The sequence below is a fragment of the Brevibacillus formosus genome, assembly GCF_003013405.1.
GTDB lineage: Bacteria > Bacillota > Bacilli > Brevibacillales > Brevibacillaceae > Brevibacillus > Brevibacillus formosus.
This window is the reverse complement of the sequence record NZ_PXZL01000033.1, coordinates 124,958-139,386: the sequence shown is the minus strand read 5'-3', so window position 1 is coordinate 139,386 and position 14,429 is coordinate 124,958. Positions and strand designations below refer to the sequence as shown.

Genomic DNA, 14,429 nt, shown 5'->3' with positions numbered 1-14,429 from the left:
TTTCGCTGTTCAGTTTTCAAGGAACATTTTGTGTTATTCGCCCGAAGGCGACTTTCCTATCTTATCATATCGCATCCGTTTTGGCAAGAGGTTTTTTAAACCATTTTGCTTTGTTCAGCAGCGACAAGATCTAATATAACAAAATCACCAGATATAAGTCAAGTGTTTTTCTCACTTTTTAATTGATGATTTTTTATTTGCATTGATTGTTTTGAGCAGAATTTAAATATAAATGAAATAAGTGACGGAGTCAATAGGAAAAACGAATAGCGATTCTCTTTTTATTTCACACTATAAACGCTTGGCGTTTTAGCTACGCACCCGTGAAGTATCCAACAAATAAACGGCGGTGTTACTATGGATCCAAAACCAACCTATGAAGAATACGAAAACGATCATTACAGTGAATTATCTACTGTAGAGTCACAGCGCAATGAAATCCTTCAGGAAGAATTCCCTGAGGGGCCATTTGGAGCTGCTACGAACGAAGCTCGCTTAGGGAAAGCAACAGGCTGGGAGCCCGGACAGCATTCCACTACCACTCGCTTTACTTACGAAACAAGACTGATGCATCAAGACCTCCCTAGACAAGACCCATCGGCGCATCCCATTCATGATGATCCAAACGAAGAAGAATAAAATAAAAAAACCAAGCCCCCCACTTCAAACAAGCAGGGGGCTTGGTCGATCTTATCAAAGAATATATGACTACTCTTCAGCAACTACATGAGTCGTTAAGGTTCCGATCCCCTCAATGGTTACCGAAATTTCATCACCTGGAACAAGCTCACCTACACCAGATGGAGTCCCAGTTAAAATAACATCGCCAGGACGAAGCGTCATGACCGCCGATACAGCCTCGATCAGCTGCGGGATCGAAAAAATCAGTTGGTCTGTGCGAGCATCCTGGCGAACTTCCCCGTTTACTCGTGTCACGATACGCAAATTATGATAATCCAGTTTGGCCGCAATAGCAGGTCCAAGCGGACAAAACGTATCAAAGCCTTTTGCCCGTGTCCATTGCCCATCGCTCATCTGCAAATCACGCGCAGTCACATCAATCGCACAAGTGAATCCCAAAATATAATCATCTGCATCCGCAGCCTTGATCTTCTTAGCCTCTTTCTTAATCACCACGGCGAGCTCGCCTTCATAATGAAGGTTCTGCGTCAGCTTTGGATAGACGATGGGCTCACAAGGCCCAATGACAGTGGTTGATGGCTTCAAAAACATCAACGGTTCTTTTGGCAGGTCAATCCCCATCTCAGCCGCATGGTCTCGGTAATTCAATCCGATGCATACGACCTTGCTTGGATCACTTGGCGCCTTCAGCGTGACCTCATCCAGAGGCAGCTCAAGGCCCGTCATGATCGGTTTTGCCGTATGAATTTTGTAAATATCCCCTTCAATCACGCGTACTTTGTGATCCTCTTCCACCATCCAGCCATGCTTCACCTTACCATTGCGCTCATAACGGATTATCATGGTTCCTTCTCCCCCGTGTCGCGAGTTTCTCTATACTTATAGTTAGAACAGGTCGTTTGTCGTTTCTTTTGGCTTCGTTGTAATCTCTTCGATTTCAGTCCGCGCTACAGCATCCGCTACTAACGCTTCTACATCCAGCGCTTCCTCAAATTTTGCGGCGAGGCGAGGCTTCGGTCTTGTCACAGGATTTTTCGGCGTAAACACTGTGCAGCAGTCTTCATACGGCAAAATAGACAGCTCGTACGTATCGATTTGGCGAGAAATGTCCACAATGTCTACCTTGTCCATGGCGACGAGTGGTCGCAAGATTGGAATCGAAATCACCTTGTTGATCGTGTCCATGCTTTCCAAGGTTTGCGATGCGACTTGACCGAGGCTTTCCCCTGTTGCGAGAGCCTTAGCGTTGGTATTTTCCGCTACGCGTTCCGAAATGCGCATCATGAAACGACGCATGATGGTGATCAAATAGTCTTCTGGACATTTTTCACGAATGGCGGTCTGAATTTCAGTAAACGGTACGACGTGGAGACGGACAGTTCCTCCCCATTTCGTCAACTTATGAGCCAAGTCACGTACTTTTTGCAAAGCGCGCTCGCTCGTAAACGGATAGCTGTGGAAATGAATCGCTTCAAGCGTCACACCACGCTTCAGCATCATCCAACCCGCTACAGGACTGTCGATACCGCCTGAGAGAAGCAGCAATACTTTTCCACTGACCCCAACTGGCAAACCACCTGGCCCCGGGATGGTTTCACAACTAATGTACGTACCCTCCGTACGAATTTCTACATTCACAACCATATCCGGCTCATGCAAATCTACACTGATAGCTGGAAGGGCACGCAAGATGTGTGTTGCCACCATGCGGTTCACTTCCATCGATTGAATTGGATAGCGTTTATCTGCGCGACGAGAAACCACGCGGAAGGTACGCGGCTGAGGGTCCATTTGACGGACCAACTCCAGCGCTTTTTCCTTGATCGTTTCAATATCAGGATCTACCTGGATCGTTGGGCTAAAGGAAGAAATGCCAAAAACGCGCTTCAACCGCTCCATAACCGCATAGGCGTCCTCGCCATGCAGCTCCACATACATCCGGCCGTAATTGCGTCGAACTTTTACTTTAAAAAATGAGCGCAGTACGTTTCTCACGCTTTTTACAAGAGCCTCTTCGAATTGATCGCGGTTTTTACCTTTGAGCGCCAACTCACCATAACGAATTAAAATAACATCGTAGTTCATGTTTATCTCCTTTTAGTTGTCCACACTATTTTCTATGAGCGGGGGCAGGTTGTTGTTTGATATAAGTACGAAGCACACTGACGCATTCCTCTAACGCCTTCAAAAACTGCTGAATGTCCTCCGCTGTATTTTCCCGGCCCAGACTGATTCGCAGAGAGGACAACGCGCAATCCCGCTCGATGCCAATCGCAGTCAGTACTCTGCTCGGCTCATTGACTTTGGATGAGCACGCCGACTTAGTGGATATCAGAAAGCCTTTCTCCTCCAAAGCATGCAACAGGACTTCCGCTTTTACTCCTGGTACTGATAAGTTCATAATATGGGGGGCCGTATTCGCTTCCGGGGTATTCACAATGCAACCTTCAATCGTTGCAATCCCTTCACGAAGCTGTTGATTCAAATTTTGCAGCCTGATCATCTCGACGCTGCCCAGTTCTTCTAGAATCCGAATTGCTTTTGCCATACCGGCGATGGCTGGGAGGTTTTCCGTTCCTGAGCGAACTCCGCCTTCTTGACCGCCACCCATCATCAACGGGTGAATGATCAAGCCTTCTCGTTTATACAAAATGCCGACTCCTCTAGGGCCGTAAAACTTGTGCGCAGAGACGCTCAACAGATCTATCCCCGAATCCTTGATGCGCAAAGGAACTTTCCCAATTCCTTGGACAGCATCGACGTGAAACAAGACTTTCGGGAATTGCTTTAACCATTGTCCGATTTCCAGGATCGGTTGAACGGTTCCCAGCTCGTTGTTCACATGCATGACCGACACGAGAATCGTATCCGGACGCATTGCCTTTTGAACAGCTTCTACCGATACGCGGCCTTCACGATCTACCGGCAGATACGTCACAGCAAATCCCAGGCCTTCTAACTGCTTGCAAACATCGTAAACAGCCGGATGCTCTACCTGCGTCGTAATAATATGTTTCCCTCTGTTTTGATATTGAAAGGCTACACCCTTGATTGCCGTATTATTGCTCTCCGTACCACCTGAAGTGAAAATCACTTCACTTTCTTTACAGCCCAAATACTGAGCGGCAACCTTTCGCGCCTGCTTCAGTACATTTTCCGCCTCTACTCCTTTTTGATGCAAAGAAGACGGGTTTCCATAGTAGCTTTCCATCGCGCGTCTAACGGTTTCAATCACTTGAGGATGAGGCCGGGTAGTCGCACTGTTGTCCAAGTAAATCACCAGCAGTACACACCTTCCTAAGGGCAAGATGCCCGAATACTACGCTTCATCATAACATGACTTTTCGTAAAGAACATACAAAGTATTACACTTCTCGACCTTATTTTTCCCAGAGTGCGTTGCTCTCAAAAGACCAAATCAGACAATCTGAACAGCCGTTCACAGACTATTCACGGATAAAGCGCTTACATCCAAATATAGGCTATTTACATTGCTTTGGCCTTTCGTTAGAATAGTCAATAAATTTAGATAAAAAACATCAACAAGGAGAGAACCACCATGACAGCACAAGCTATGCAAGAAGAAATCAAGAAGATGGAAGCCGAATTGAAAAGACTGCAAGCGGAACTTACGAAGATGAACAAAAATACCCCTCAGTACGACCGCACGGAAGTCGCATACCTAAATGAGGTGTACAACGCGTGACGCTCATTCGAATTCGATAGCGTGGTGACGGCATGTAGGATTCGCCGTGACCACGCTATTTTTTGTGAAAAAACCGCTCCTGTCGATTGCGACGGAACGGTTTTGGCTTGCTGTTATTTAAATGGGATCTCCCCCAAATACGTACCAGAAAAAACTTCAGTAGCCGGGCCCGTCATATAGACGCGGTTATCCGCTTCCTTCCATTCAATAAAGAGATCTCCTCCTGCCAGGTGAACAGTGACTTTTCTACCGGTCTTTCCACTCAAGTGGGCAGCTACAGCAGCAGCACAAGCTCCTGTCCCACAGGCAAGCGTTACACCTGATCCCCTCTCCCAAACGCGGAAAAGAATTTCCTCCTGATTCAATATTTGGATAAATTCGACGTTGGTTCGCTCAGGAAACCATTCGTGATACTCGATCATTGGCCCGTAGTGGCGAACATCTTCTTCCTTCACTTCATCCACGAAAAGGATGGCATGAGGATTGCCCATCGAAACAGCCGTCATCGTAAACGAGGTTCCATCGACCTCGATTACCTCTTCTCGCACTTGCTCTTCAGGAATGCCTGTCATCGGAATCGCTGCTCGCTCAAAACGAGGCTCTCCCATATCTATCGTTACTTGATCGACCTTACCATCTGCTCCTAGCGATACAACAGGAGTGACGGTCCCTCCCAACGTCTCCACGGTAAACGTTGTTTGCTGAGTTAAACCGTGATCGTATACGTACTTGCTCACACAGCGCAAGCCGTTTCCGCAATTTTTTGCTTCGCTGCCATCATTGTTAAAGACCCGCATGCGAAAATCTGCTCGATCAGATGGCATAATGAGGATCAGTCCATCGCCCCCAATGCCAAAATTCCGATCGCTCACCCTTCTAGCCAATTCGGGTAAATCTACACGCGACAAGTCTTCCTCAAAACAGTTGACGTAAACGTAATCATTACCCAAGCCATGCAGCTTCGTAAATTTCATCGTCCACTCCTCTTTCTCTTTCGTATGCTAGGTCTGCCTCTTTTCTATGCCTATTATCTTACCACAACCTAAGGAATCGCGGTCGAATCAAAAGGTGGTATACTACCACTAGCATCGTTGATGGAAAGAGGTGGAACAAGCTGTTGGATTATCATATTTTCCGCTATGCACTCGGAACGAAAAATGAAGCAAAACGTCTCGCGGTTCAAAAAGCAACTGGCACGGAGCCTTTCTGCATATCCGTCCCCTCGGGCGTAGCGGCTCAGCCAATGAGTGAAGAAGAAACGATTACAGGAGCGATCAATCGGGCAAAAGCTGCACGTAGTCAAACCCCAGAAGCAGACATTGGGCTAGGCTTGGAAGGCGGACTTATGTACGATGAGCAGTTTACAAAGCAGTGGTATTTAATTTCTATCTGCGCGGCCTGGAATGGAAGTGAGCTATTTATTGGAAAGGGATTGGCTTTTCCTATCCCGAATCATGCCGTTCACCGAATTCAGCAGGAGCAAATTGAGCTCAGTATGATCATAGATGAATGGGGGAAAACCGTCGGCAGTAATCATCGCGGCGGCGCCTATTCCCTCTTAACGGATAATCGCGTACGTCGTTCCGATGTGTTTTGTGACGCCGTGATCGCAGCCATTACGCCTTTTGTTTCCTCCTTGTACAAATAGCAGTGGCGCAACTAAAAAACCCTCTCCGGCAAAACGAGCTGGAGAGGGTTTGCGGTTTGATGCTTTTAGCGAGCCGTATAATACGGGTAGATGACTAATGCGCCCAAAATGGCAACAGCACCTATGATCATCGCCCAGACTCCCAGCGTCTTCGAGTTGCGTCGATACGCCAGATAGCCAAGCACCATACCAATTGGAGCCACCAAGTACGGCATGAGAAACAGGGACAGGATCGATAAGCCCAAGCCAGTCATCCCGATACCTCTGGCCCCATTTTCCTGGGTTTCCTCGTCTGTGTCGATCTCACGTGTGGGACGATTGGTCGGAAACGGCTCGGCGATTTCCACCGCCGCTTCGATGTCGTCATCTCTGACTTCGGCAACCGGTGAACGGTCCTCTTTTGTCAAAACAACGCCATCCAAACGCTCCGAAAAGTCCTTTCGCTCCTCATCCAGCTCGCCTGAATAGCGCTCTGTCAAGGAGTGGGGGTCATAGTGAATCCTGCGCCTCGACCGATCTTCCTCTTCGTCAAAGACGGCCTGTGTCCAAGTATTCGCTGCAAACTCCCTGTCGTGCTGATCAACCGTCTCGGAAAAACCGGTGTCTTCCTTCCGCTTCGCATCATTACGTTCGTGTCGATCCAACATAGCATGCTCAGCCCCTTTTTTGGTAAAGGATTAATTAAGTGAAGGAAGTAGCCTTATTGTCTGCCTACGTTGTACAATTTAAACGGGAGGCGAGAGAATGAAACCAGACAAAATCCTAACCATTGGCATTGATATTGACGGTACAGTCACATCACCCAGCAGTATTGTTCCGTTGATGAATGAGAGCTTTGGAAGAGATTTACGATATGAAGATTGTGTGGAATACAATTTAGCCAACGTGTATCAAATCACGGACGCAGAGTTTGAAATGTGGCTGGATCAAAATGGGGAGCGCCTATATGATGGTGCGCCTGTTCATGGAATTGCCGATCAGGTTTTGCGCGATTGGTTTACCTCCCACAAGCTGGTATATATAAGTGCTCGTGAGGATCGTCACCGCGATGTGACCTTACAATGGTTTGCTCGCTACAATATCCCTCATCATGAAGTGGATTTGATTGGGAGCCACGACAAGCTGTCAGCTGCCCGCAAATGGGGCGTGGACCTTTTTTTGGAGGATCGTCTGGAGAACGCTTTGCAATTGTCAGAAGCGCTGCAAATTCATGTGTTCTTGTTTGACACTCCTTATAATCAGGCTTCTCTTCCTCCACTCGTCCATCGAGTCACTTCTTGGGAAGAAGTTGCCCAAAAAGTCAACGAGCTTTTTCCAGCTAAGACAAGCGTATAGGTTGAATAGCAAAAAGACGTATCACCTTAAAGGGATACGTCCTTTTTGCGCCGAAGCATCGTTACTTCTTCTCTGATTTCCTCGGCTTAAACGTCAGACAACAGGTCTCAGACGAAGTGGACGCCTGATCCTTATGCTGCGTATTTTGACCGTACTCACCTGCAAACTCTTCTTTCAAGTTCACAGTTGCGTGAGCGTCAATCTCCACCATGATTTCTTCGGCGCTGCAAAGATTGCCCTTCGCCCAGTACTCACAGTTTGCTACAGAACATTTTACTGCTGGCATGTGCATTCACCCCCTAGAGGCTAGCCTTCACATCAACTCAGGGGCTTATACTTTGCCATTTACAATGGAAACAAACTCTATAAAGAAAGAAGAGAATGACATGTCGATTCCCCGTATTGTCGTCATCACCGGGGCTTCTGGTGGCCTTGGTCTAGCTTTGACTCGACTTCATTTGGAAAAAGGAGACTGTGTCATTGCCACAAGCCGGAAAACGATTACCCAGGAACTCGTTTCGTTACAAAAAGATTATCCTGATCGACTCCATCATTACCCGTTGGACGTCAGCAGCAACGAAGACATTCGGCAGTTCGCTGCATGGGTGCACATCCGCTTCGAGCGTTGCGATTTTCTTTACAACAATGCCGGGATGGCCGTCTTTGAACCACTTATCGAAATGCGCGTAGAGGAGCTGGAAGAAACTCTGCGAACGAATATTTCCGGTGTTCTCTACACGACCCGTGCCTTTTTGCCGATGATGCTCCAGCATAAGCAAGGTCATATTATCACGGTTGCCTCACTTGCTGGACAGGTCGCTACAGCCAAAGCTGCGGTATATGCTGCCAGCAAAGCAGCTGTCATCCGCTTTAGTGAAGGATTGCGCCACGAGCTTCAAGGCAGTGGAATCGCTGTGACGTGTGCGATGCCAGGGCCGATCGACACACCCTTTTTGGATAAGGCAGACAAAACGGGTAGCTATCGTAGTAAAGTAAGTCGGTATTTATTGACACCAGAACAAACGGCAAGGGCCATTTATCGAGCAGCGGAAGCAAAACGTCCGGAGGTTGCCATGCCATTTCGTCTGCATGCGCTCTCCCGCATCTACTTCCTATTGCCTCAGTGGCTAAAGCACCTCGTCTCACCTCTCCTCAATCGGAAGTGATGAGGAATCGTCCAAATTTTTCAATGCCCCGAATGCAAGGATACCGAAAATGATACATACGGCTGCTCCGGCTCCAATGATCCCTTGAACACCCAGGAAGGGGATGAGGAAGCCAGAGACAGCCGCTCCCGCTGGCATTCCTGTCCCCGTAATCGTGCGAACGCTGGTTAATACCCGCCCCAAAAGAGCATCGGGCACCTGCTTTTGCAGATAGCTTCTATACATGATGTTATAGGGAGCAAAGCAAAAGCCCGCTATAACCATCGAAGCCATCGCGATCTCCAGCCTCGAGAATAAAGCGATTGGCAATGTGGTTAATCCCCACGCCACGATAATCCCTGCTAGCGTCGACCCCAACGGAAGTTTCCACGTAACCGTCGAGAAAAAGAGAGAGCCTAGTAATGCCCCGACTGCCAAAGAAGACCACAGCATCCCTAACGCAACAGATCCTCCTGCCAAATCCTGATTCGCATACAGGGGTAGCGCAATTTCAATGGGGCCATACGACATGTTAAACAAAAACGTAAAGAAAACAAGAATGATCAATTGCTTGCGTCCAAATATGTAGCGATACCCTGTTCGCATGTCACTCAAGAGAGAACGAAAGAAGACTCCCATTTGACCTTTTGCAATCGCTGTAGGATTCGCGCTTTTCGTAAGCTCAAACGGCAACCGGGAGAAACAGAATGCACATACAAAAAAGCTGGCCGCATCAATCAACAGAACATAAGCTTCCCCAATCACCCCAATTAAAACACCCGCGAGTGCCGGTCCAAACATATAAACAATTTGCCATTGCGTTTCCATCACGCCATTCGCTTTGACCAATTGCTTTTTGTCCGAGACAATTCTAGGCAACAAAGTCTGCGCTCCAGCTGTGCTCAACGGAGAAAGGATTCCTGCAATCACAATCAGTACGTATATCACCAACAATGGAATTTGATCGACCTGCAATAATGCGACCAACGCTATAAAAATAAGTCCTCGCGCCATATTGTCCATCATGATGAGCTTGCGTCGATCAAATCGATCCAGCAAAACTCCCGCTACTAAACCAGCAAAAACAGCAGGGAGCATATACGCAAGAACGACCCCACCCATCGCAGCAGGTGAGCCTGTTTTCTTCATGACAAACCACGTCAAGCCCATCCAGCCAAATTGATCCCCCAGACTAGATAAGAACATCCCCAGCCAATACCAGCGAAATGAACGCTGCCGCCATAATTCCTTCATGCTGCATCTTCCTTTTTCTCTATTTTCCATTCATTGTATATTTGGATTCATACTTTTTCAACAATTATATTTATTAAATCAAAAAGTTTTCATTTGTATAGAAAAGAACCTCTGCTCCAAATCAGCAGAGGAATCTCTTCTACGTCATCATTGTGCTTCTGCGATCTTTTTGTAACTTACGCCGGCTCCAAAGCCATAGAAGTCCCGCTGCAACCCCAAAGAAGCCAAGCCACACGGAGACAGTGGCACTACCGACCTGCTCCGCACTGAATCCAAGAATCAAGCAGCTCGCAGAAAAGCTTCCCATGGTCGCCATTTCCCGAATGGAAAAAACGCGAGCCAAATAAGCAGGATCAGAGAGTCGTTGGAGCTTCGTCACAGACAATATCGATGAGCTAAACTGAGCTGTTGATGCAAAGAGGATCGCGATTGCCAGTCCAAGTAGTGGTTTTGCATGAAACACGGCGACAATCGAGCATCCCATCGCTATGAGTGCCCATCCTTGTACACGCCACGTTCCCTTTTCACTCAGGCTGTCAGACAGCTTGTTCACGGCAATCCCAGCGATCACACCTCCGAGTCCCAACGGAATATCCAGTAGTCCGAATACATACAAGCCCTCTCCCCGCTCCGTAAGAACATAGTACATCAGCATAATGTAATAGGCGCCACATACCCGTTCCGCCATCTGGTAGCCGATCACACTTGCAATTTCCCGATGCTTGCCGATATAGCGGAAGCCCTCATTTAGCCTTTCCATAAAAGCTACAGCCACTTTCGAATCAACAGAGTTGGCGATATGCGGGAGCGGCAGCAAGATGAACAGCGACAACAAATAACAGGCGGCATCGAGCAAAAAGTTGTAACGATAGGAGAACAAGTAAACCAGAACTGCTGCCACACCCTGGCAAACAATAATGAGAAATGAAGTCGTGCCCTGCAAAAGGGAATTGGCAGCAAGCCTATCCTTTTCCTCCACGGATTGTACGATTGCAACTTGCATGGCTGGTTGGAAAAAAGCACTGCAAATATTGATCAGGATCAATAACAAAAAAGCCACCCATAAGTAGGTCGCAGATGTGATGAAGAAAAACAAACTGACGAGAATGCCACGAAGCAAATTAACGACAATCATGACCCGCCGTTTATCCCAACTCTCCACAAGCGTCCCTGCGAAAAAGCTGGCAAATACATAAGGAAGCATGCGAAACACAGTACCTGCCGCAAAAGAAAGACCCGATCCACTTAAATCATGTAAAAGTCCAACGACCGCAATAAATGTAAATTCATTTCCGATGATGTGAACAATATGAGCCGTATACAAACGGCGAAAGACGGGATGTTGTAAGATCGTCACAGGAATGCATCCTCTCACCGTTTTCAATATTGTAGCATTTGTCGAAAAATAAGCGCAATTTGATCTTGCGAAGCGGATCGTTTTGTTTTTACAATACGTTCAAATAAATCTGAACGTCTAAAAATATCAAAACATTCACGTTCAGCGAAATGAGGTTGATCGTTTTGAAACGATACGTAGTTGTGGAAACGCTGGATCAATTGAAAGCTGTCAGTGATTCCTTGCGTCTTCAAATTATCACGCTGCTGGTCAAGGAGGCATACACAGGCAAGCAACTCGCGACAATACTCTCCCTTTCTGCCTCTAAAGTCCACTATCACCTGAAGGAATTGGAAAGCCACGGCTTCGTTGAGGTCGTGCGTACGGAAGAAAAGAACGGGATCGTGCAAAAGTTTTATCGGGCTGTTGCATACGACTTCAAGGTAAGTGATGCTTTGCTGCCCTCCCTACGAGAAGACAGTATCTTATTGCAGGAAACGATGTTAAATCACCTGCGTTCCAGCATCACTCGGCTTTATAACTCTCCAGACGAGTCATTCTTGCTCTTTTCGGATCAGGAGGATCGACCGCCAGCAATTGCAGTTAACTCCGAAGTGAAAGCACCGCGGAAAGAAATATTTGCTTGGATCAAAAAATATCAGTCTTTACTTGATGAGCTAGCCGAAATGGAAGATCGCTACTTAAAAAGAATTGCTTCTGGAGAAGCTGAGGATACGGTTGAAAACTTTTACATGGTCACAATCGGGTTCATGACAAATGAACGCTACTACGTCGCAGAAGACGATTCCTTGCCAGATAACTATGAGCTCCAGCAGTCTGAATCCAGGCATTTCACCGGCAAGATTGTGGTGAAGAAAAAGAAGGGGGACAGTGGCGATGAGCACGCTAGCGACAAATAACTCCCTCTGGAAAAATGGATCATTTGTCCGGTTATGGTGCGGAACTTTATTTTCGGCGATGGCTGACGGAGCTTTCTTCATCCTGCTCAACTGGTATATCGTGAATGCCATCGGCTCAGGAGCAATCCTCGGCACCACTTTGATCTGTATGTCGATCCCCCGTCTCCTCTTTATGCTGGCGGGCGGGGTGGCTGCCGATCGGTTGAATCGAAACGACTTCAGAGCCTTCAACAGATTCAAAGGCACACTCCTATTTCAAGGATATCGTGGGAGGAATTCGTTTTACGTATTCACTCCCGATCCTTGCGATTATTTTAACAACATCACTGTTCACCAACATGATGTTCTCCGGCCCAGTTAATATGATCATTCCCATTCATGTAAATGACCTCGGATGGGACGGGAGTGCTTATAGCTCACTCAGTACCTCTATTGGTGCGGGCATGATTGTCGGCGGGATTTTGACCGGATTGTTCAAAGGATTCCGTGGAAAATTCCTGTTACTCCCCATTATCCTCGGAGGAATGGGAGTTGGAATCAGCTCGTATTATTTCATTCAGCAGCTTTCCTTTGGGCTCATCTCTCATTTTCTCATCGGAATGGCACTCAGTATGACAAATATTCCGTTTATCACCTATATTCAAAGCATCGTTCCTGCCAACATGCTCGGTCGCGTCATGTCATTGCTTTCCTTGATGTCCATCGGCTTTGGGCCAGTCAGCTATGCACTGTGCTCCTTTCTTCTCGCCAAGAATATCGCAACACCGGGGCTTCTATTACTCATTGGCGGTATCATATTTGCAAGTATCAGCCTTTGCCTGTTGTTTTTCCGTTCGTTCCGGCAAATGGAGCAGCATCCGAACTGGAAACGACCTATGGTAGAGGAGCAGCAGCTTCCTGCCACCCTTTCTACTTAATTTTCTCCTATATAAATAGAAAGAACGCGCACCTCGCAAGCATGAGCTCTTGCAGGTACGCGTTTTGCTATATTATACAGTTTGTTCTTTTTCGGCAAGGACCTTTATCAGCTGACGAGCACCGAAGCCCATCCGTGTGACTACTCCTGCCTCATCTCGTACAAAGCGGATAAACGCATCCGTTTCTCCCCGCTTCATGACGAAGCTGTCTTCTCCCACTGAACGAAGTGGAATATTCGTTCCATTACTTTTCGCTACCAGCTCGTTCTCTTCGATTTCTACCGATACAGTAGCCCCTTCGGACGAACGGTACTCCCCGGTAAATGCAGCGAGTGCATCTACAGAAATTTCATAATCCGGATATTGGAACGGCACTGTATCCGGAGAGTGTCCATTGGTTGCGTTTAAAATTCCATGCATCAAGTCTGCCATTGGCCCGCCATCTGTGTTCATCAGTACGGCTCCTGTCAGACCCCGCTCCGGTAAAACAAAAATTTGTGCCGCAACTCCCTTGATCGCTCCTCCGTGCTCAATGAGTGTTCCATCATGGCAATTGGCTACAAACAATCCGTAGCCGTATGCCTGAAACGGCGCAATCGAGAAATGAGGCGCCGTCATGGCCTCCACACTCTCAGGTGAGAGCAAACGATTCTCGCCAACCAATCCACCCGTTCTGAATATTTCCGTATAGCGCAATAGATCGTGAATGGTCGATTTCAGAAAACCAGCGGCACGCATCGATGGTGAATCCCACCAGGAAGGGGAACGGTATACCTCACCGCCATCCTTTGGACTTTTTCGGGTAAACAAGGTAGCTACCTCTGCCCCCTCTGGCAAATCCTCGACGAGAAAAGCACTGTTTTTCATTCCGGCAGGCACCAAAATATGATCCTGCACAAACTGCTCGTAAGATTTCCCGCTCACTCGTTCAATAATCAGTCCGAGCATGGCATAACTGTCGTTGGAGTAGCTAAACTCCGTTCCAGGCGCACCTAGAAACTCATAATTCAGCTTGCCGATATAGGCCATGAATTCTTCTTTTGTATTGATCTCTTCCGCTTTATCGAGATCAAACTCAAGACCGGAGCTAGAGGACTTGACGTCGTCACCCTCCACAATACTTCTTTTCATCGCACCCATTAATGTATCCAAAGGGGGAAAACCTGCGGTATGTGTCATCAAATGATGGATGGTAATCTCGCGAGTATAAGCTTCATTAGGCGTGCGAAGCTCAGGGAGATACTTGATGACCGGATCATGAACGGATAGCTTACCTGCGTCTTGAAGCTGCATGATGGCCACACATGTAAAGGACTTGGTAACAGAACCGATGCCAAACACTGTATCAGGGGTTAATGCTTTTGCATCCTCTGTGTTGTCTGCCAAACCGAAGCCATGGAAATACCTCAGCTCTCCTTGCTCTGCCAATCCGACAGCTGTTCCTGTCACTTTTGCCTCAGCAAGCAGCTTTTGCGCGTATTCCTCAAACGACTGTACCCAATCCGCCATGTTCCTTCTCCCCTTTT

The 14,429-nt window shown here is 47.4% G+C and carries 16 protein-coding genes; 7 read left to right on the top strand and 9 right to left on the bottom strand.

Annotated elements, in window-relative coordinates; all coding sequences use genetic code 11:
- Nucleotides 1-357 precede the first annotated feature (357 nt).
- Nucleotides 358-639, top strand: coding sequence for a hypothetical protein (locus C7R91_RS25375; RefSeq protein WP_015892359.1), 282 nt, complete (start codon nt 358-360; stop codon nt 637-639).
- A 69-nt stretch (nt 640-708) separates the two neighbouring features.
- Here the strand turns inward: C7R91_RS25375 and C7R91_RS25370 are convergent, their stop codons facing one another.
- Genes C7R91_RS25370 through C7R91_RS25360 form a run of 3 tightly spaced genes read right to left on the bottom strand, consistent with a single transcriptional unit; the run spans nt 709 to nt 3,922 of the window.
- Nucleotides 709-1,485, bottom strand: a complete 777-nt coding sequence (locus C7R91_RS25370) for a fumarylacetoacetate hydrolase family protein (RefSeq protein WP_047072003.1) — start codon at nt 1,483-1,485, stop codon at nt 709-711.
- A gap of 42 nt (nt 1,486-1,527) precedes the next feature.
- Nucleotides 1,528-2,727 carry a tRNA uracil 4-sulfurtransferase ThiI gene (thiI, locus tag C7R91_RS25365; RefSeq protein ID WP_047072001.1) on the bottom strand — a complete coding sequence of 400 codons (1,200 nt, stop codon included), beginning with the start codon at nt 2,725-2,727 and terminating at the stop codon, nt 1,528-1,530.
- A gap of 25 nt (nt 2,728-2,752) precedes the next feature.
- Nucleotides 2,753-3,922, bottom strand: coding sequence for a cysteine desulfurase family protein (locus tag C7R91_RS25360; RefSeq protein ID WP_083995135.1), 1,170 nt, complete (start codon nt 3,920-3,922; stop codon nt 2,753-2,755).
- A 279-nt stretch (nt 3,923-4,201) separates the two neighbouring features.
- Here C7R91_RS25360 and C7R91_RS29510 point away from each other — a divergent pair, with 279 nt between their 5' ends.
- Entirely contained in the window at nt 4,202-4,348 is a 147-nt protein-coding gene (locus C7R91_RS29510; protein ID WP_162837761.1) for a hypothetical protein, read from the top strand.
- A 113-nt stretch (nt 4,349-4,461) separates the two neighbouring features.
- Here C7R91_RS29510 and dapF read toward each other — a convergent pair whose 3' ends face one another.
- Nucleotides 4,462-5,322, bottom strand: a complete 861-nt coding sequence (gene dapF / locus C7R91_RS25355; protein ID WP_047071999.1) for a diaminopimelate epimerase — start codon at nt 5,320-5,322, stop codon at nt 4,462-4,464.
- 143 nt (nt 5,323-5,465) lie between these two features.
- On the opposite strand from dapF, the gene C7R91_RS25350 reads away from it, so the two are divergent.
- Complete coding sequence (locus C7R91_RS25350) at nt 5,466-5,996, top strand: DUF84 family protein (protein ID WP_083995134.1); 531 nt, start codon at nt 5,466-5,468, stop codon at nt 5,994-5,996.
- 65 nt (nt 5,997-6,061) lie between these two features.
- On the opposite strand, the gene C7R91_RS25345 is transcribed toward C7R91_RS25350, so the two are convergent.
- Nucleotides 6,062-6,643, bottom strand: coding sequence for a YnaG family membrane protein (locus tag C7R91_RS25345; protein WP_047071998.1), 582 nt, complete (start codon nt 6,641-6,643; stop codon nt 6,062-6,064).
- A 97-nt stretch (nt 6,644-6,740) separates the two neighbouring features.
- Between C7R91_RS25345 and C7R91_RS25340 the strand changes: the two genes are divergently transcribed.
- Entirely contained in the window at nt 6,741-7,331 is a 591-nt protein-coding gene (locus tag C7R91_RS25340; RefSeq protein WP_047071996.1) for a 5' nucleotidase, NT5C type, read from the top strand.
- Nucleotides 7,332-7,392: 61 nt separating this feature from the next.
- Here C7R91_RS25340 and C7R91_RS25335 read toward each other — a convergent pair whose 3' ends face one another.
- The gene (locus tag C7R91_RS25335) at nt 7,393-7,617 is read right to left on the bottom strand and encodes a DUF1540 domain-containing protein (RefSeq protein WP_047071994.1); all 225 of its coding nucleotides are present in this window, start codon (nt 7,615-7,617) and stop codon (nt 7,393-7,395) included.
- Nucleotides 7,618-7,717: 100 nt separating this feature from the next.
- Between C7R91_RS25335 and C7R91_RS25330 the strand changes: the two genes are divergently transcribed.
- Entirely contained in the window at nt 7,718-8,497 is a 780-nt protein-coding gene (locus tag C7R91_RS25330) for an SDR family NAD(P)-dependent oxidoreductase (RefSeq protein WP_047072058.1), read from the top strand.
- Here C7R91_RS25330 and C7R91_RS25325 read toward each other — a convergent pair.
- Both C7R91_RS25325 and C7R91_RS25320 read right to left on the bottom strand, forming a co-directional pair.
- Nucleotides 8,474-9,730: an MFS transporter gene (locus C7R91_RS25325; RefSeq protein WP_047071992.1), complete on the bottom strand. Its 1,257-nt coding sequence runs from the start codon at nt 9,728-9,730 to the stop codon at nt 8,474-8,476. The genes C7R91_RS25330 and C7R91_RS25325 overlap by 24 nt on opposite strands.
- A 139-nt stretch (nt 9,731-9,869) precedes the next feature.
- Entirely contained in the window at nt 9,870-11,087 is a 1,218-nt protein-coding gene (locus C7R91_RS25320; protein ID WP_083995132.1) for an MFS transporter, read from the bottom strand.
- A 164-nt stretch (nt 11,088-11,251) separates the two neighbouring features.
- On the opposite strand from C7R91_RS25320, the gene C7R91_RS25315 reads away from it, so the two are divergent.
- Nucleotides 11,252-11,986: a winged helix-turn-helix domain-containing protein gene (locus C7R91_RS25315; RefSeq protein WP_047071990.1), complete on the top strand. Its 735-nt coding sequence runs from the start codon at nt 11,252-11,254 to the stop codon at nt 11,984-11,986.
- A gap of 266 nt (nt 11,987-12,252) precedes the next feature.
- Nucleotides 12,253-12,903, top strand: a complete 651-nt coding sequence (locus C7R91_RS25310; protein WP_236697924.1) for an MFS transporter — start codon at nt 12,253-12,255, stop codon at nt 12,901-12,903.
- 72 nt (nt 12,904-12,975) lie between these two features.
- Here the strand turns inward: C7R91_RS25310 and C7R91_RS25305 are convergent, their stop codons facing one another.
- Nucleotides 12,976-14,412, bottom strand: coding sequence for a serine hydrolase (locus tag C7R91_RS25305; protein WP_047071988.1), 1,437 nt, complete (start codon nt 14,410-14,412; stop codon nt 12,976-12,978).
- Between the last annotated feature and the right edge of the window lie 17 nt (nt 14,413-14,429).